The organism is Streptomyces antimicrobicus (assembly GCF_020532625.1).
GTDB classification, from domain to species: Bacteria; Actinomycetota; Actinomycetes; order Streptomycetales; family Streptomycetaceae; genus Streptomyces; species Streptomyces antimicrobicus.
Window position 1 is genome coordinate 1 of the sequence record NZ_JAJAUY010000019.1, and the last position, 18,095, is coordinate 18,095.

15 protein-coding genes are annotated in these 18,095 nt (G+C 75.7%); 7 read left to right on the plus strand and 8 right to left on the minus strand.

What is annotated here, in order from left to right:
- Positions 1 to 120 precede the first annotated feature (120 nt).
- The 3 genes from LG632_RS07605 to LG632_RS07615 are packed head-to-tail and all read left to right on the plus strand — an operon-like array spanning position 121 to position 2,764.
- Positions 121 to 636, plus strand: coding sequence for a hypothetical protein (locus tag LG632_RS07605; protein WP_226726073.1), 516 nt, complete (start codon positions 121 to 123; stop codon positions 634 to 636).
- A 30-nt stretch (positions 637 to 666) separates the two neighbouring features.
- Positions 667 to 2,262, plus strand: coding sequence for an apolipoprotein N-acyltransferase (lnt, locus tag LG632_RS07610; protein ID WP_226726074.1), 1,596 nt, complete (start codon positions 667 to 669; stop codon positions 2,260 to 2,262).
- Between the two features lie 10 nt (positions 2,263 to 2,272).
- Positions 2,273 to 2,764: an NUDIX hydrolase gene (locus LG632_RS07615; RefSeq protein ID WP_226726075.1), complete on the plus strand. Its 492-nt coding sequence runs from the start codon at positions 2,273 to 2,275 to the stop codon at positions 2,762 to 2,764.
- Between the two features lie 87 nt (positions 2,765 to 2,851).
- Here LG632_RS07615 and LG632_RS07620 read toward each other — a convergent pair whose 3' ends face one another.
- Positions 2,852 to 3,604, minus strand: a complete 753-nt coding sequence (locus LG632_RS07620; protein WP_226726076.1) for a trypsin-like serine peptidase — start codon at positions 3,602 to 3,604, stop codon at positions 2,852 to 2,854.
- Between the two features lie 123 nt (positions 3,605 to 3,727).
- Positions 3,728 to 5,266 carry a glycosyltransferase family protein gene (locus LG632_RS07625; RefSeq protein ID WP_226726077.1) on the minus strand — a complete coding sequence of 513 codons (1,539 nt, stop codon included), beginning with the start codon at positions 5,264 to 5,266 and terminating at the stop codon, positions 3,728 to 3,730.
- A 161-nt stretch (positions 5,267 to 5,427) separates the two neighbouring features.
- Between LG632_RS07625 and LG632_RS07630 the strand changes: the two genes are divergently transcribed.
- Positions 5,428 to 6,711, plus strand: coding sequence for an ATP-binding protein (locus tag LG632_RS07630; protein WP_226726078.1), 1,284 nt, complete (start codon positions 5,428 to 5,430; stop codon positions 6,709 to 6,711).
- 24 nt (positions 6,712 to 6,735) lie between these two features.
- On the opposite strand, the gene LG632_RS07635 is transcribed toward LG632_RS07630, so the two are convergent.
- The 5 genes from LG632_RS07635 to LG632_RS07655 all read right to left on the minus strand — a co-directional run bounded on the left by LG632_RS07635 (position 6,736) and on the right by LG632_RS07655 (position 11,849).
- A complete protein-coding gene (locus LG632_RS07635) occupies positions 6,736 to 7,332 on the minus strand; it encodes a hypothetical protein (protein WP_226726079.1) in 597 nt (198 codons plus the stop codon).
- Positions 7,329 to 8,927, minus strand: coding sequence for a serine/threonine-protein kinase (locus LG632_RS07640; protein ID WP_226726080.1), 1,599 nt, complete (start codon positions 8,925 to 8,927; stop codon positions 7,329 to 7,331). The genes LG632_RS07635 and LG632_RS07640 overlap by 4 nt, the downstream gene beginning before the upstream one ends.
- A 79-nt stretch (positions 8,928 to 9,006) precedes the next feature.
- Positions 9,007 to 10,260 carry a Tm-1-like ATP-binding domain-containing protein gene (locus tag LG632_RS07645; RefSeq protein WP_226726081.1) on the minus strand — a complete coding sequence of 418 codons (1,254 nt, stop codon included), beginning with the start codon at positions 10,258 to 10,260 and terminating at the stop codon, positions 9,007 to 9,009.
- A 47-nt stretch (positions 10,261 to 10,307) separates the two neighbouring features.
- Positions 10,308 to 10,796, minus strand: coding sequence for an NUDIX hydrolase (locus LG632_RS07650; protein ID WP_226726082.1), 489 nt, complete (start codon positions 10,794 to 10,796; stop codon positions 10,308 to 10,310).
- A 30-nt stretch (positions 10,797 to 10,826) separates the two neighbouring features.
- Positions 10,827 to 11,849: a cation diffusion facilitator family transporter gene (locus tag LG632_RS07655; protein ID WP_226726083.1), complete on the minus strand. Its 1,023-nt coding sequence runs from the start codon at positions 11,847 to 11,849 to the stop codon at positions 10,827 to 10,829.
- A 154-nt stretch (positions 11,850 to 12,003) separates the two neighbouring features.
- Between LG632_RS07655 and LG632_RS07660 the strand changes: the two genes are divergently transcribed.
- Together LG632_RS07660 and LG632_RS07665 are read left to right on the plus strand one after the other, a co-directional pair.
- A complete protein-coding gene (locus LG632_RS07660) occupies positions 12,004 to 14,490 on the plus strand; it encodes an ABC transporter ATP-binding protein/permease (protein WP_226726084.1) in 2,487 nt (828 codons plus the stop codon).
- 7 nt (positions 14,491 to 14,497) lie between these two features.
- Complete coding sequence (locus LG632_RS07665; RefSeq protein ID WP_226726085.1) at positions 14,498 to 15,214, plus strand: hypothetical protein; 717 nt, start codon at positions 14,498 to 14,500, stop codon at positions 15,212 to 15,214.
- Positions 15,215 to 15,276: 62 nt separating this feature from the next.
- On the opposite strand, the gene LG632_RS07670 is transcribed toward LG632_RS07665, so the two are convergent.
- Entirely contained in the window at positions 15,277 to 16,665 is a 1,389-nt protein-coding gene (locus LG632_RS07670) for a streptophobe family protein (RefSeq protein WP_226726086.1), read from the minus strand.
- A gap of 90 nt (positions 16,666 to 16,755) precedes the next feature.
- Between LG632_RS07670 and LG632_RS07675 the strand changes: the two genes are divergently transcribed.
- Entirely contained in the window at positions 16,756 to 18,084 is a 1,329-nt protein-coding gene (locus tag LG632_RS07675; protein WP_226726087.1) for a DUF6777 domain-containing protein, read from the plus strand.
- Positions 18,085 to 18,095: the final 11 nt, after the last annotated feature.

The following is an 18,095-nucleotide window of genomic DNA, read 5'->3' on the forward strand; positions in this document are numbered from 1 at the left end:
GCCGCGATGCACCCCGGCAGCGCCCCGCAGTGGTCGCACCCCGGCAGCGCCCCGCAGGGGTCGCGCCCGAGTGGCCGAGAGGCGGTGGCAAGCGTGCGGAAGGTGAGTACGCTGCTGCACATGACGGATCACCCCCCGGGTCCGCTCTGGACCGGCCGAGCGTCCAACCGCGTGCAGTGGTTGTTCGCCGTACTGGGTGCCCTGTTCGTCGCGCTGGGCATCCAGCTCGCCGTCTCCTCGGACTGGACCTCCGGGATCGTCCCCCTCGTCATGTCCGTCGTCGGCTGCCTCGCCGCCGGACTGCTGATCCTCTACGGCACCCTGGCCTTCGTCCACGTCGCCGTCACCGTCGACGCCGAGTCCCTCGTCCTGCGCTGCGGCCACATCGGGCTGCCGCGGCGCACGATCGCGCTGAGGGAGGTGGCCGCCGCCGAGTTCGTGCCCCGGATCACCCCGCAGCAGTGGGGCGGCTGGGGCTACCGCTGGCGCCCCGAGAAGGGCACCGCCGTGATCGTCCGCCGGGGGGAGGGCGTGGAGCTGCGGCTCGACGACGGCAAGCTCTTCACCTTCACCGTCGACGACGCGGAGAACGCCGTCCGGGTCATCCGCGCCCACCTGCGGGCCCTCGCCCGCTGAGGCCACAGCCCGCGGACGTACACTCCGCAGATGAGCAGCAGCGTCACCCGCGCGGCCGAGGCCGCCCCCGCCACCGACCGGGCCAGCGCCCCCCGGACCCGCCGCGCCAGGGCCCTCGTCCGCCCCGGCCTCGCGGCCCTCGCCGGGGTGCTGCTCTACCTCAGCTTCCCGCCGCGCCCCCTGTGGTGGCTCGCGCCCTTCGCCCTCGCCCTGCTCGCCGGCGCTCTGCACGGCCGCCGCGCCCGAGCCGGTTTCGGACTCGGGCTGCTGGCCGGGCTCGGCTTCCTGCTGCCGCTGCTGGTGTGGACCGGCGAGGAGGTCGGACCGGTGCCGTGGCTGGCGCTGGCGACCGTCGAGGCGCTGTTCGTCGGCCTCACCGGGCTCGGCATCGCCCTGGTGAGCCGGCTGCCCGCCTGGCCGCTGTGGGCCGCCGCCGTCTGGGTGGCGGGGGAGGCCCTGCGCGCCCGGGTCCCGTTCGGCGGCTTCCCCTGGGGCAAGCTCGCCTACGGCCAGGCCGACGGCATCCTCACCCCGCTCGTCGCCGTCGGCGGCACCCCGCTGCTCGGCTTCGCCGTCGCGCTGTGCGGCTTCGGGCTGTACGAGCTCCTGCGCGTGGTCCGCGACCACCCGCGCCGCGCCACCGCCCTCGTCGCCGCCGTCACCGTGGCCGCCCCGCTCGGCGCGGCCCTGGCCGCCCGGCCGCTGGTCTCCGACGCGGCCGAGGACGGCACCGCCGTCGCCGCCGTCGTCCAGGGCAACGTGCCCCGGCTCGGCCTGGACTTCAACGCCCAGCGCCGGGCCGTCCTCGACAACCACGCCCGCCGCACCCTCCAGCTCGCCGAGGACGTCAAGGCCGGCCGGGTCCCGCAGCCCGACTTCGTGGTGTGGCCCGAGAACTCCTCCGACCTCGACCCGTACACCGAGCCCGACGCGTACGCCGTGATCGACCGGGCCGTCAAGGCCGTCGGGGTGCCCGTCGCCATCGGTTCCGTGCTCGAACCGGAGACCGGGCCGCTGCGCAACACGATGATCCTGTGGGACCCGGTCAAGGGCCCCACGGACACCTACGACAAGCGCAAGATCCAGCCCTTCGGCGAACGCATCCCGCTGCGCCCGGTGGTCCGGCTGTTCAGCTCCGACGTGGACCGCGTCCGCCGCGACTTCGGCCCCGGCACCGACCCCGGCGTGTTCGCCATGAACGGCAGCCGGGTCGGCATGGTGACCTGCTTCGAGGCCGCCTTCGACGACGCGGTGCGCTCCACCGTCCGGGCCGGCGCCCAGGTGATCGCCGTACCCAGCAACAACGCCACGTTCGGCCGGAGCCAGATGACCTACCAGCAGCTCGCCATGGACCGGATCCGCGCGGTCGAGCACAGCCGCTCCGTCCTGGTGCCCGTCACCAGCGGGGTCAGCGCCGTGATCCGGCCCGACGGCACCGTCGTGCAGCGCACGCGGCTGTTCACCCCCGACGCCCTGGTCGCCGAGATCCCGCTGCGCTCCACCGAGACGCCCGCCACCCGGCTCGGCCCGCTGCCCGAGTACGCGCTGCTCGCCGTCGCGGCGGCCGGACTCCTCGGGACGGCGCTGCGCCGGGCCCGGGCCCGCGGGGGCGCCGCGACCCCGTAGGGTCGGTGACATGTCGACACCTGACTGGATCCGCGCCGTGCGTGCCCACGCCGGCAACGAGCTCCTCGTGCTCCCCGGCATCAGCGCCGTCGTCTTCGACGACGACGGCCGGGTGCTGCTCGGCCGACGCGCCGACAACGGCCGCTGGTCGGTCGTCGGCGGCATCCCCGACCCGGGGGAGCAGCCCGCCGACACGGCGGTGCGCGAGGTCTACGAGGAGACGGCCGTGCACTGCGTACCCGAACGGGTGGTGCTGGTGCAGATGCTCCGCCGCACCACCTATCCCAACGGGGACGCCGTCCAGTTCATGGACATCACCTTCCGGTGCCGGGCCGTCGGCGGCGAGGCCAAGGTCAACGACGCGGAGTCGCTGGAGGTGGCCTGGTTCGACGTCGAGGCGCTGCCGCCGGACCTGCCGGCGTTCGCCGTCGACCGGATCCGGCAGGCGCAGAAGGACGAGCCGACCTGGTTCGCCGCCCCGGAGTTCACGCCCGGCGGCTGAGGGCGCGGCCCGGCGGAGCGGCCCGGCGGAGCTGCCCCCCGCCCGCCGTCTGCCTGCCGGGCGGGCCCGCCCGCCCCGCCCCGGCGGTCAGTGCGCCGCCGCGGCGCGCCGGTAGAGCCGCTCGGCGAGGTCGCCCAGGACGGCGCTGTAGGAGACGTCGTCCTCGGTCCCGCCGCCCTCGAAGCCGCCGAGGACCCCCGCCAGCGCCCCACCGGCCAGCCACGGGCTGCCGCTCGTCCCCCCGGCCAGGTCCGGACAGTCGATGCGGCGCTGGGTGGGACCGGCCATGGTGGTGTCGTTCGAGCAGGTCAGCGGCTCGTCCACGGTGCTCGGGTAGCCGACCACCGTGACCGGTACGCCGGCCGGGGCGTCGGTGGCCAGCGGGAAGCCGCCGACCACGTCCTCGATGGCCCGCCCCTCCAGCGGGGCGAGCGTGGCGAAGGCGATGTCGGCGTCCGGGTCCGCGCCGTCGGTCCAGCTCGGGTCCTGGGTGACGCCGGTGAGCCGCCAGACGCCGTACGGCGCGGAGCCGTCGCGGTAGCCCGGGACGAACACCGTGCTCAGCGGCTGCCCCAGGCAGTGCGCGGCCGTCGCGATCAGGTCGCGCCCCGCGCTGCGCACCACCGAGGCGGTGCAGAAGTGCCCGCCGTCCAGGCCGCCCGAGAACAGCGCGCCCACCCGGGCGGTCACCGGACCGGCGTCGGCCACCGCCGTCACCCCCGTCGGGGGCGTCGCCGAGGCGTCGCGGCCGTCCAGCGTGAGCAGCGCGGACACGGTGGCCAGCGCCAGGGCGACGCGGCCGGCCCGCCGGGGCCGTCGGGGGAGCGCACGGTGGATCATGCCTCGACCCTGCAGGGCGAACCTGTGACCGGAACCCCGGCTTCCTTAGGAGTTCCCTGTGAGTCGAAGCCGGCGATTCCCCATGAGTCGGCCGGGGCGGGCCGAGGCGCGCGCCGCGGCGCCTCAGCCGGTGCGCTCGTACACCGTCACCCGGCGCCCGCGCACCTGGGCGTCGGCGGTGACCCGGAAGTGCTCCCGCAGCACCGCCGTCTTCACCGCGTCCCGCTCCGCCGACACCGGCCGGGCCACCTTCGCCGCGTCCGTCACCAGCAGGATCCGCCGCTGCGCCAGCATCGCGGCCCGGATCCGCGCCGGGTCGGCCTCCTCGCCCTTGAGGGTGCCCGACTCGACCGGGCCCCGGGCCAGGGCGAGGTCCGTCAGACCCGCGAACGCCGCCGGGGAGACCAGCGCGGTGTCCCGGCGCGCGGCCGGGACGAACAGCACCGCGTCCCCGGCCCCCTTCAGCCGGGCCACCTCGTCCGCGACCGCCAGTACGTCGTCGACCCGGCTGGCCGGCGCCCGCTTGGCCAGCTCCACCGGCAGCATCGCCACCCCCGCCACCGCGACCACCACCGGCACCAGCAGGCGGGCGGCCCGCGGGGAGCGCGGCCGCAGCGCCCGTACGGCCGCGCCCAGGGCCGCGCCGATCAGCAGGGCCAGCCCCACCATGCTGAACAGCACGTACCGGTCCAGGAACAGCGGCTGCACCAGTGACAGCCCGATCAGCCCCACCTGCGGCACCGCCAGCAGGGGAAGGCCCACCGCCGCCACCGACGGCCGGCCGACCCCAGGCCGGTCCAGCCACGCGCCGAGCCCGCCGATCGCCAGCAGGACCGCCGGGCCGATCAGCATGTGCCAGGTCAGCGGCGGTATCCACGACACCTGGTCGGACTGGCTCCGGCTGAACAGGACCAGCGGCAGCGCGCCCGCCACCGCCGCGCCCGCGGCCACCGCCCAGCCGCACCAGGTCCGGCGCCGGGCCCGGACCCACAGCAGCGTCGCGGCGTGCGCGGGCAGGATCAGCAGCGAGAGCCAGTTCAGCAGGGCGCAGACCAGCACCGTCAGCCCGTACGCCGCCCAGCCCGGCCACCGCCACCGCCGCGCGCCCGTCGTGCGGGTGGCGTCCGCCCGGCCCGTCGTGCCCGCCGGCTCCACGGCCCGGACCAGCAGCAGCGTCGCGAGCGCCGCCCCGGCGGCGACCAGGGCGTAGGGGCGTCCCTCCTGGAGGTGGAACTGCACGGCCGGCAGCAGCCCGAGCGCCAGCCCGCCGCCCAGTCCGGTCCACAGGCCCGCCCGCCCCGGGCCGGCCAGCCGCCGCCCGGTCACCGCCACGCACGCGGCGGCCCCCGCCACGGCGAGCACCGACGGCAGCCGCAGCGTCGTCGTACTCGCCCCGAACACCTCGAACAGGCCGTGCATCAGCAGGTAGTACAGCCCGTGGACGGCGTCGACCTGGTCCAGCATGTGCCAGATCTCGCCCGCCGAACGGTTCGCCACCTGCCACGTCGCGGCCTCGTCCCGCCACACGCTGTCCTGCCGGGAGAGCCCCCACAGCCCGAGGGCGAGCGTCCAGAGGGCCGGTACGAGGGGGACGACCGACGCGGCACGAGGGGCCCACCGGCCCGCGGCTGCCCCGGATATGCCGGATATGGGGGAAGACATGAAAACGAACGGGTCCTCGGCGGTCGGCTCGGGCGGAAGCCACCAGTCTATGGACGCCACGGAGGATTCCCCGACCGGCTGTTGTGCAAGGCGGTGCGTGAGCGCCGCCGCCCCGCGCCCCTAGCCTCGCCGCAAGGAACGAACGAGGGGCGGTACCGCAGGTGAACTGGCTGATCCACGACTACCGCGAGAGCGATCTCGCCGCCGTCGTCCATCTCATCGACACCACGGCCGAGCTGGGCCAGGAGTCGGTCTTCTCCCTCGCCGAGTGCATCAGCGCCCTCACCGACCGCCAGCCCGCGGTCGTCGCCGTCCACCAGGGCGTCCCGATCGGCGCGGCGCTCGCCTGCGTCACCGGGGAGCGGGCCTGGGTGATGCGCATCGCGATCGCCTCCGGCTGGCGCGGCCGGGGCCTGGCCAGCGCGCTGCTGGTGGAGCTGGAGCGGCGGCTGATCGCCGCCCGGGTCGGCCGGATCGCCTACGTCCTGCCCGAGGAGGACCTCCTCGGCGAGGGCCTGCTGAACGCCGGCTACACCCGCCAGCCCGCCGTCGCCTACTTCGAGAAGACCGAGCCGCTGCACGGCCCCGCCGCCGGTCTCCTCGACGACCTCGGCGGCCGCTTCCTCCCGAACGACCTGTGGGCCCGGGTCGCGGGCATGGAGAAGGAGAAGGACCTCATCGAACGGCGCGTGGTGCTGCCGCTGGCCGAGCCCGAGCGGGCCGCCCAGCACGGCGTCCGCCCGCCGCGCGCCATCACCCTCTTCGGCCCGCCCGGCACCGGCAAGACCACCTTCGCCCGCGCCATCGCCTCCCGGCTCGGCTGGCCCTTCGTGGAACTGCTGCCCTCCCGGCTCGCCGACGGCGGCAACCTGGCCGCCGCCCTGCGCACCGCCTTCGCCAGGATCGCCGAACTGGAACGGGTCCTGGTCTTCATCGACGAGGTGGAGGAGATCGCCCCCGTGCGCACCGAGCCCGCCGCGCCCGGCGGCATGCACGGCGTCACCAACGAACTGCTCAAGCTGATACCGGGCTTCCGGGAGGGCGACGAACGGCTGCTCGTGTGCGCCACCAACTCGATCCGTTCGCTGGACCCGGCCTTCCTGCGGCCCGGCCGCTTCGACTACCTGATCCCGATCGGCACCCCGGACGCCGGGGCCCGCGCCGCGATCTGGTCCCGCTGGACCGAGGGCCGGGCCGACGTGGACGTGGCGGCGCTGGTGGCGGCGAGCGAGCTGTTCACGCCGGCCGACATCGAGCACGCGGCGCGGATCGCGGCGCAGGTCAGTTTCGAACGCGACCTGGAGGCGGTGGCCGGCCCGCCGGGAACCCCGCCCGGCGCGACCACCCGCGACTACCTCGACGCCGTCGCCCAGTGCCGCCCGACCGTGACCCCGGCGCAGACCCGCGACTTCGCCGCCGACATCACGGCGCACGCACGGTTCTGACACCGGGCTGCCCCGGCGCGGGCGTCAGCCGGGGCAGTGGTAGGTGAACTCCACCGCCGCCGTGCGCCGCGTCGGCTCCAGCAGCTCCAGCTCGGCCCGCGCCGGATAGCTGCCAGGGCCCTGGAAGGTCCACATCAGGTGCAGCCGGGCCTCGTGCTGCCCGCGCGTCACCCGCTCCGTCATCCGCTCGGAGCGGGTGCCGTCGCTGCGGATCCACCGGTACGTCAACGTGCCCGCGCGCCCGTCGGTCCGCACCGCGGCGACCACGTCGGCCGTGGCGTCGCAGGACGGGCCGGCGGCGTCGGTGCTCACCACCACGTCCCGGACCGTGACGGCGGGGCCGTAGCGCTGCCAGAGGAGGTACGCGAGGACGGCGAGCAGCACCGCCCCGGCGAGCGCGTACCGGCGCAGCCCGGCCCCCCACCGCCGGCGGGCGGGCGCCGCGGCGGCCGGGCCCGCGACCACCGGGAACGGCGCGACCGCCGCGGCCGTCACGCCCGGGCCGAAGCGCAGGACGGAGCCGTCCACCCGGTCCGGGGCCACGTCGGCCACCGGGGCAGGGCCGCCGCTGATCCATTGGCTGCCGAGCGCGGTGGCGCTGTAGTCGTTCTCGTCGCTCATCGGATCTGGCACCTCTGCGTCGTGAGGTGGGACACCGCGGCGCCGGACCCGGCCGCGGGCGTGGTCGTGGCACGCACGTGCCAGTAGCAGTCGCGGCCGGAGAACCCGAGGGTCCTGGCCGTCCCGGCGGTGGCGGAGGGGAAGGTCATGGTGCCCTGCGAGGTGCCGAGCGTGTCCGGGGAGTTGCTGCTGAACCACTCCAGCCGGACGGTCGCCGGTCCGTCGGCGGCCACCGACAGCGTGACGACGGCCTGCGTGAAGTCGGACTGGCGGAAGGAGGTCACCCCGACCGACCGCACGCGCACCCCGGGCGACGGCGGTGGTGTCGTCGGCGGTTTCGTCGTCGGGCCGGGCGACACGGGCGGCGCCGCGGTCGGCGACGTACCCGGTCCCGGTGCCGGCGAGCCCGAGCCCGACGCGGACGGCGACGCGGACGTGGACGCGGAGGCCGAGGCACTCGCCGACGCCGAAGGGGATCCGGACGCGGACGGGGAGGCCGTGCCCGTGGGGGACGCCGACGCGCCGGGCCGGCCCGTCGGCGGGGCGGCGCTGGTGGTCGCGAAGGCGCTGAGCGCCCCGGCCGGGGCGGTGCGGTCCGTGGCCGAGGCCTCCGTGAACACCAGCAGCGCCCCCAGGACGAGCGCCACCCCGGCACCCAGCCAGCCGCGCCGGCCCGGGTTCCACAGCGAGGTGGTGGCGAAGGCGGTGGTGGACGCGGGGGGCGCCGCCGCGGACGGGAACAGCAGCGGCAGCAGGGCGGCCAGCGCCGCCAGCTTGCGCTGGCCGCGCTCCTCCCAGTCCTCCCCGTACGCCGAGCGGGCCAGGCCCTCCAGCTCCGCCACGAACGCCTCGGCGTTCTCCGGGCGGTCCTCCGGCCGCTTGGCCAGGCCGCGGCGGATCAGCGGCCGGACCGGCTCCGGGGCCTCGGCCTCCGGGACCGGGGCCTCGATGTGCTGGAGCGCCAGCTCCGCGAAGTTCTCCCCGGCGAACGGCTTGCGCCCCGTCAGGCACTCGAAGAAGGTCGCCGTCGCCGCGTACACGTCGGCCGCCGGCGAGGCCGGCTGCCCCTGCCACTGCTCGGGCGCCATGTACGCGGGCGTGCCCGCCACGCCCGGTGTGGTGCCCCGGTCCGCGGCGATGCCGAAGTCGACCAGCTTCGAGGTCCCGTCGGCCGCGACCAGCACGTTCTCCGGCTTGTAGTCGCGGTGCACGACCCCGGCCCGGTGCGCCGCCGCCAGGCCCAGCAGCGAGCCCTTGAGGACCACCAGGGCCGCCTCGGGACCGGTCTGCCCGGCCTGCTGCAGGACGGCGCGCAGGGCGATGCCGTCCACCAGCTCCATCACGATGGCGGCGCCGTCCGGCGCCTCCACGTACTCGTACAGGCCGACGACGTACGGCGAGTGCAGTGCGCCGAGCAGCCGCGCCTCCGCCCGGAACTCCCGGACGAACGCCGGATCCTGGCGGAGGCGGTCGCTGAGGTACTTCACCGCGACCGGGATCGAGGTCCCGTCGTGCACGGCGAGCACCACGCGGCCGCTGCCGCCCGATCCCAGTTCTCTGGTCTCCGTGTAACCGGGGACCGTCCACGCCTTCATTTCCGTCCCCCCTGAGATGGGTCACTCCACCCGCAGGGACACGGACGAGCCGTGGCCGGTTCCCGACCTACGGGCCCGCTCAGGCAGCGGCCCGTTCCGCGCGGATCATGGCGTGCAGCCGGTCCGCGGCCGACCGCCCGAACGCGGGGTCGTTGATGTGGGTGTCGTAGTCGTAGATGCGTGCCGCACTGCCCCGCAGCCCGTCCCGCAGTGCGGTGAACAGGGCCCGGTCGGCGGCGGGGTCATGATACGGGCCGCCGGGAGCGCCCAGTGTCGACAGCCCCCGCTTCGGGACGCACAGGGCCGTGGGGCCCGTGGCGGCGCGCAGTTTGGCCGCCACCAGGCGCCCGATCTCGGCGCATTCGGCCGATGTCGTCCGGATGACGGTGATCGACGGGTTGTGCACCCGCACCCGCCGGAACCGGGCCCGTTCCGGCAGGGTCTCCGGCGGCCCGAACTTCACCATGTCCAGCGCGCCCAGGCTCACCACCTGCGGGACGCCCGCGCGGCCGGCCGCGGTCAGCCGGTCGGGTCCGGCGCTGAGGATCCCGCCGCAGTGCTCGTCGGCGATCTCGCTCAACGTCAGGTCCAGGACCCCGGCGAACACCCCTTGACCGGCCAGGGCCTCCAGGGTCCGGCCGCCGGTGCCGCTGACGTGGAAGACCAGCACCTCGTAGCCCAGCTCGGTCAGCCGCTCACGGGCCGCGTCGACCCCGAGGGTGGTCACCCCCGCCATGCTCGCCGCGACCACCGGCCGCGCTCCCTTGCCCAGCTGGCCGGGGAGGATGCTTCGGGAGGTCCGGGCGAACCCCTGGGCCATCCCGGCGACGGCGTCGACCGCATTGGCCAGGACCGGCGCCGAGACGGTGTTGATGCCGGCGATGTCCACGACGCTGTACATCATGGTGATGTCCGAGGACCCGACGTACTTCGCCACGTCCCCGGACGCCATCGAGGAGACCATCACCTTCGGCACCCCGAGCGGCAGCGCCCGCATCGCCCGGGTGGCGATCGAGGTGCCGCCGCTGCCGCCGATCGCCAGGACCCCGTGGAGCCTGCCCTCCGCGTGCAGGCGCAGCAGCGTCTGCTCAGCGCCGCGCGCCATCGTGGTGACGGCCGCGCCCCGGTCGGCGGCCGCCCGTAGTTCCGACAGTTCCGTTCCCGCGGCCCGGGCCACTTCCTCCCGCGGCACATCGGCGGGCACCCGGGGATCGCCCATGATTCCGGTGTCGACCAGTATGACCTCGACGCCGGCCCGCAGCAGTCGCTCGCGGAGCCAGCCGTACTCCACACCCTTGGTGTCCAGGGTTCCCACCAGCACGACGTTCGTCATGTGTGCAATGTCCACGCATCGCGGCGCGCTGGCAAGTCAAAGGTGGGTCAACCGTGCAGATGTGCCAACAGCCGTTCCACGAAAGCCACCTGAGCGGTGTTCAGACGAGTCCGAGCCACCTCGGGAGTGCACCAGGCGACCCGGTCGAGCTCCGGGAACTGCGCCGTACGGCCGGAGCCCGGCGGCCACTCCAGGGTGAAGGTGCCGGGCACCATCAGGGCCGGGTCGAGGTCCGCCTCGACCGCCCAGACCGTCACCAGCTTGCCGTTCGACTGCCGGACCTCGCCCAGCGGTACGTACGGCCCGTCCGGCGCCGGCAGCCCGATCTCCTCGGTGAACTCCCGCCGGGCCGCGTCCCGCGGGTGCTCGTCGGGGCCGTACTCGCCCTTGGGGATCGACCAGGCCCTGGCCTCCTTGTGCTGCCAGTACGGGCCGCCCATGTGCCCCAGGAGCACCTCGACGCCCGGGCCGTCGCCGTCCGCACCGCCACCGTGGCGCCGGAACAGCAGGAGTCCGGCGCTGCGCTTGTCCGTCATGGGGACAACCCTGCCCAGGACGGGCCCGGTTCAGTGGTGGTGCGGGCCCTCGCGGTGCACCGGTCCGTGCGGCGAGGCGCAGTGCCCGTCGTCCCGCCCGCCCGTCTCACCGGGGCGGCCCACCGACAGCAGGGCCTCCTGGGCGTGGTCCACCTGCAAGGTGGTGTGGCCGATCCCGTACTCCGTGGCGAGCAGTCGCTCCAGGTCGCGCCGGACCGCGTGGCAGTCGCCGCCGGGCTCGACCAGGACATGGGCCGACAGCGCCGCCTCGCCCGAGGTGATCGTCCAGATGTGCAGGTCGTGCACCTCGGTCACGGGGTCGAGCGCCACCAGGCGGTCGCCGACCGCGTCCGGGTCCACATGGGCCGGGGCCGCCTCCAGGAAGATCCGGCCCGAGTCGCGCACCAGTCCGTAGCCCGCCTTCACCATCAGCGCCACCACGACCAGGGTGGCGATGGCGTCGGCCTGGACGAAGCCCGTGGTGAGCACGATCAGACCGGAGACGGCGGTGCCGATGAAGGCGAACAGGTCGTTCAGGATGTGCTGGTAGGCGCCCTCCACCGCGAGCGAGGACCGGTTCGCCCGGGAGATGCACCAGGCCGCGGCGACGTTCACCACGATCCCGGCCAGGGCCGTCACCAGCACCGGACCGCCGGCCACCTCCGGCGGCTCGATCAGCCGGCGCACCGCCTCGTACGCCAGCCAGACCGCCAGCAGCAGCAGCGTCAGCCCGTTGGCCTGCGCGGAGAGTATCTCCGCGCGCTTGAGCCCGTACGTGAACCCGCCGCGCGCCGGCCGGGCCGCCAGCCGCATCGCGACCAGGGCGAGCACGATGGAGACCGCGTCGGTCAGCATGTGCGCGGCGTCGGAGATCAGGGCCAGCGACCGGGCGAGGATGCCGACGACCACCTCGACGGCCATGAACGAGCCGATCAGCCCGAGGGCGATCGCCAGCCACCGGCGGTCGGCGTCCGCGGACACGCCGTGCGCATGGCCCGCGTGACCGCCGTGGCCCCCGTGGTCGTGGCCGTGCCCGTGGTCGTGTGCACCCATGACGTTCCCCCGTCCGTACGGTTTTCCGACCCGTGCAGTGAAGCGCACCTTCGCGCGTGGGGCAAAGGCTGCAACGGGGACCGTTGTCATTCCCTATAAGAGGCCTCTGACCTGCGATGATGCCGACGCCGAGGGGGCATGGGAAAATCGGCCCATGGTCCAGCGCCCCGGCGTCCCGACCGCGCCCGAGCTCGTCCTGGAGACCGCCGGGGGCATCACCGTGCTGGACCCGCGCCGCGTCTACCACGTCGGCCGGGACCCCTGGTGCGAGATCTGCCTGGCCGACGAACGGGTCTCCTGGCACCACGCCGTCCTGCGCACGGACGGCGACCACTGGACCGTGGAGGACGACAACAGCACCAACGGCACCTGGGCGGACGGCCACCGCGTCCACGCCTGGGGCGTCGGACCCGGCAGCGAGCTCCGCTTCGGCAGCGCCTCCGACGGGCCGCGCGCCGTCCTGAGCGCCTCCGCGCCCCGCTCGTCACCCGCCGCGCCCTCCCCGCCCCCCGCCGCGCCTCCCTCGCCGCCCTCGCCGCCCGCCGCGCCCCGCCCGTCCGGCCCGTCCGGCCCCGTGGCCCTCGGCCCGGTCGTGGTCGCCGAGCCCTCCCTCACCGGCACGTTCCGGTCACCGACGTCGGTGCGCCCGATGCCCCCGCGCAGCACCCTGCGCATCGGCCGCGCCCCGGACAACGACCTCGTCGTCGACGACCTGGTGGTCTCCCGCCGGCACGCCGCCCTCACCGCGCACGCGGACGGCACCTACGAGATCACCGACCTCGGCAGCCACAACGGCACCTACCTCAACGGCGTGCGCGTCGTCCGCGCCCGCGTCCACGAGGGCGACACGGTCGGCATCGGCCACTCCGCCTTCTGCCTGGTCGGCGGCCGGCTCGAGGAGTACGTGGACACCGGCGAGGTCTCCCTCGACGTCCAGGACCTCGCCGTCCACGTCGACCGCGGCCGCCGCACCCTCCTCGAAGGCGTGTCCTTCCCGGTCGGCGCCCGCAGCCTGCTCGCCGTCGTCGGCCCCAGCGGAGCGGGCAAGTCCACCCTGCTCGGCGCCCTCACGGGCCTGCGCCCCGCCGACCACGGCACCGTCCTCTACGACGGCCGCGACCTCTACCGCGACTACGCCGAACTGCGCGGCCGCATCGGACTCGTCCCGCAGGACGACATCCTGCACGACCGGCTCACCGTCCGGCGCGCCCTGTCCTACGCCGCCGAGCTCCGCTTCCCCCAGGACACCGCCCGCGCCGAACGCGCGGCCCGGGTGGAGGAGGTCATCGCCGAACTCGGCCTGGAGCAGCGGGCCGGGCAGAGCGTGCACAGCCTCTCCGGCGGCCAGCGCAAGCGGGTCTCCGTGGCCCTGGAGCTGCTGACCAAGCCCTCGCTGCTGTTCCTCGACGAGCCCACCTCCGGCCTCGACCCCGGCATGGACCGCTCCGTGATGCACACGCTGCGCCGCCTCGCCGACGACGGCCGGACCGTCATCGTCGTCACCCACAGCGTGCTCAGCCTCGACGTGTGCGACCGGCTCCTCGTCCTCGCGCCGGGCGGCCGTACCGCGTACTTCGGGCCGCCCGCCGAGGCCCTCGGCTTCTTCGGCTTCCCCCAGTGGCCGGAGGCCTTCGAAGCCTTCGAGAACGAGCGGGACCGGGACTGGGCAGGGGAGTTCCGGGCCTCCCGGTTCCAGGCCCGCTACGTCGACGGGGTCGCCCGGCAGCCGCGCGTGGCCGCCGCGCCGCCCGAAGCGGAAGCGGCCGGGCCGGAAGCCGCCCCGGCTGCCGAGCCGCCCGCCGCACCGCCCGCCCCGCCCCCCAAGGCGCAGAGCTGGGGCGCCCAGCTGAGGACCCTGGTGCGCCGTTACGCGGCGGTGCTCGCCGCCGACCGCGTCTTCCTCGTCGTCATGGTCGTGCTGCCGTTCCTGATGGGGGCCATGGCCCGCGCGCTGGCCGGACGGGCCCTCACCCCCGAGACGGCCGTCAACGCCCTGCTGATCCTCTGCGTCGGCGGCGTCCTGACCGGGGCCGCCAACGCGGTGCGCGAACTGGTCAAGGAACGGGTCGTCTACCAGCGCGAACGCGCCGTCGGCCTGTCCCGGTCGGCCTATCTGATGTCGAAGGTCGTGGTGCTCGGCACGATCACGGTCGCCCAGGCCGCCGTGCTCACCGTCGTCGGGCTGGGCGGCGTCGACCACAACGCGCCGGGCGGCCGGGGCGTGCTGATGCCGCCGCTGATCGAGATCACGCTGGCCGTCGCCCTGCTGTCGTTCACCGCGATGATGCTCGGCCTGCTGGTCTCCGCCCTGGTCCGCAAGGAGGAGGTCACCATGCCGCTGCTGGTCCTCCTCGCCATCGTCCAGGTCGTCTTCTGCGGGGCCCTGCTCCGCCTGGACGGCGTACCGGTGCTCGAACAGCTCGGCTGGCTCGTGCCGTCCCGCTGGGCCATGGGAGCCATGGCGGGCACCGTCGACCTGCGGGCGATCGTGCCCGGGGCGCTGACCTCCGACCCGCTGTTCCGGCACAGCGCCGGGGTCTGGCTGCTCGACGTCGGCATGCTCGTCGCCCTGTCCGTGCTGTTCGGGGTGCTGGTGGCCCGGCTGCTGCGCCGCCACGAGCCCGCCGTCATGCGGAGGTGACCGTCCGATGACCAGCCCCGCCGGCTCCGCCGGCCCCACCGGGCAGCCCGGCGACGTCCGGTCCCACGTCCCCGACCCGCTCGGCCCTCCCTCCGACGTCCCGGCCGGTGCCGGACCCGAGGACCGCTCCGGCGCCGGGCCCGGCTTCGCGCCCACGCACGTGGTCCCGCGGGAGGGCCTGCCCGCCTGGGAGGCTCCCGACCCGGGCCGGCCCACCACCGCGCTCGACCCGTTCCTCCCCGTGCAACTGCTGTCCCGCCGCGGCGACTGGGGCGAGGTGCTGTGCTCCAACGGCTGGTCCGCGTGGGTCGACGGGCGCCTGCTGGTCGCCGTACCGCAGCCGCCACCGGCCGGCCGGCGCCCGCTGACCCGCACCGACGACCCGCGGCCGCTGCTCGACCGGTGCGCCGACGCGCTCAGCCGCTACCGGCGGGCCGCCGACGACCTCGCGGCCGGGCGCGGCGACGGCGAGGCCTTCCGGCGGGCCACCCGGGGCCTGCGGGCGGGCGTGGTGCTCGACGGCGAGTCCGTCTGGCTCTACGACGAGTCCTCCGGCCACTGGGCGTACGGCGACGGCACCCGGCTGAGCGTGTACGCCGTGCCCTCCGCCGCACCCGACGCCTCGGCCGCACCCGACGCCACTGCCGTCCCGGACGCCCCGCCCGCCCCTGGCGCCGCCGCGCCGCATCCGCCCACCCGGATCGTCGGACCGGGTGAGGACTGACGGGCCGCCGCTGCCGGGAGGAGGTGTTCCGCTGGGCGCGGTACGCGGAAAAGCGCTGAGCGTCAGGTCGTCCGGTCGGGTCCGGCCGGGCGTCCCGGCGCGCCGGCCGCGTCGCCCGCCTCGCCGCGCCGGTGCACCGGTTTCGCCGCCAGGGCGCCCAGGAACCCGGCCACCGCACCCCACAGCAGTGCCAGCCCCACCGTGCGCCCCAGCTGGGGCAGCAACTGCACGGAGCCGCCCAGTCCGGGTACGTCCCCCAGCCCCAGCAGCGACAGCCCGAACTGCGCGTGGACCCGGCCGAGCAGGCACACGGCCAGGACCCCGAGCCCCAGGGCCACGGCCAGGTGCAGGGCATGCCGCCAGGGCGGCACCCCGGCGGGGGAGCGTACGGCGGTCAGGAAGCCCGTGGCGAACAGCAGCACGGCCGCCGCCACCACGAGCCACCACCAGACCGGGCCGTCGGAGCGGGCCAGGCTTGCCACGTCGACCGTGGACAACCCGCCCGGGGTGCGCAGCACCTGGTCCAGCACGTGCGGCACCGGCAGCCCGAACGGCCCTTCCACCCGGCCCTCCCAGGCCCCGCCGAAGCCGACGGTGAGCGCGAGCCAGGCCAGGTTCGGCAGGCCCAGCAGCAGCACGGCGAAGGTGTCGGCCGGGTGGCCGCGCGTCGCGGCCGCCACCAGCCCGATCACGGCGGCCACGGCCACGCACGCCAGCAGCAGAGCGGCGGTCGAGAACGCGGCCGGCCGCAGGGCCGTGTGGAAGCGGACCAGGGCGGACGGCAGCGGGGCCCGGCGCGAGACCAGCAGGGCGATCAGCAGCAGGCCCAGGATCCACAGCAGTCCGAAGCCCAGGGTGGCGGCGAGGTCGGCGCGGAAACCCACCTCGGGCGTGACGCCCAGGAGGTCGCCGACCTGCCGCGGATCCGCGAGGTCCCCCAGATCGCCCAGTCCCACGAGGTCCCCTAGGTCACCGAGGTCCCCGAAGTCCTGCGGCGGGCTGTCGGAGGGGAGGCCGGGTGGCAGGGAGAGCACGAACGTGTGCCGGGCCAGCAGGGCGCTGCCGGTCAGCGCGAGCAGCCAGAGCACGACCACCGGGACCGCGCGGGCCAGGAGTTCCAAGGCGGTGGCCACCGCCCGGTTGTGCAGCGGGCGCAGGAAGCACAGACCGGTCGCCAAGGCGCCGGCCAGGCTCACCGACAGCGGCACCACCGACAGGTCCACCCGGGCGTCCGCGAGGAAGCCGGCCTCTCCGGTCACCTCGACCGCGCCCCCGGCGGCCATCGCCACCACGGCCGCCACCACGTGCGGGAAGGCGCCGTCGGGCAGGTTCCCCGCCCCGGCGCACGCCAGGCCCGCGGCGGCCACCGCGGCCATCGCCACGAAGCCCGCCACGACCGCGACGAAGGCGTCGCGCCAAGCCCTCAGCAGGCTTCCGGCCGTACCGCTCACGGCGTCACCGTAGGCAGCGACGCCGGCAGGCCACCACCGGAACGGCGCACCCGAGGGGCGACGGAGTGAACCTGGTGCGCCAATGGGTGCATGACCACCCAACCCTCCGGCACCCCGCCGCCGGAGCGGCCCACGGGGCCTCCCCGGGGCCCGCTCTCGGGCCGGCAGGAGCCGCCCGCGCCCCCGCCGCCCCCGCCGGCGGGGCCCGGGGGACCGACGGGCGGGGCCGGCGGCGCGGGTGGATCCGGCCGGCCGTGGTGGCGCTCCCTGCCGGTGATCGCCGTGGCGGTGGTCGCCCTGGCCGCCGTCGCGACGCTCACCGTGGTCCTGTCACGGCCCTCCGGGCCGCCGCGCACGGGCGGCGAACTGTTTCTGCAACCGGCCGCCGCCCAGGGCCGGGACCCGTTCACGGAGTCCACCGCCACCCAGCCGGCCGGTCCCTCGGAGAGCGCGACGGCGGGCCCCACGCCGCCGCCCGCGCCCACCGGCACCGGCCCCGTCACCACCCGGTCGGTCACGGGCTCGGACCCGACCCTGTACGGCGGCACGCGCGACGTCGCCAGCTGCGACGTGGAGAAGCAGATCCGCTTCCTGTCCGCCGATCCCGCCAAGAACCAGGCGTTCGCCACGGCCCTGGGCATCGGGCCCACGGCCGTGCCCGGATACCTGCGCTCCCTCACCCCGGTCACGTTGCGGCACGACACCCGGGTCACCAACCACGGCTACCGCGACGGGCGCCCGACGGCGTACCAGGCGCTGCTCCAGGCCGGGACGGCCGTGCTGGTGGACAACCACGGCGTGCCGAGGGTGCGGTGCGCGTGCGGCAACCCGTTGGGCGGACCGGCGCCGCTGCGGCCCGACTCCCGGCGCTACGGCCAGCCGTGGGCGGCGTACCGGCCGCAGAACGTCGTGGTGATCAGACCGACGATCACGGTCATCAACAAGATCGTGATCTACGACCACGGGAACGGCCGCTGGTACGAACGCGGGACCGGCCCCCGGGAGGTGCCCGACCGGCCGGTGGAACCGCCGGTACCACCGGCCTCGCGGCCGCCGACACCGCCGCCGCCGAAGCCTCCTTCGACGGAGCCCGGGACGCCCACCGGTACGGACACCGACCCGGGCCGGGAGCCGCGCACGGACCCGGGCACCGGGAAGCCGACGCAGGAGCCGCCCGCGCCGCCGGACACCACGACCACGGATCCGGGCACCACCCCGGCGGAGCCCGACACCACGACCACGGACCCGGACACCCCCACGGGGCCGAGCACCGCGACCGGTACGGGCGAGACGACCGGGCCGCCGATCGCCGTCGACCCCCGGGTGCCGAGGGGAGCCGTCACGACGTCCTCGGACCCGGCCCGGACCGGGGCGACCTCGCCCGGGCCGTCGTCCTACGCACCCCGCCCGCAGGAGTGACCGGTCGGGCG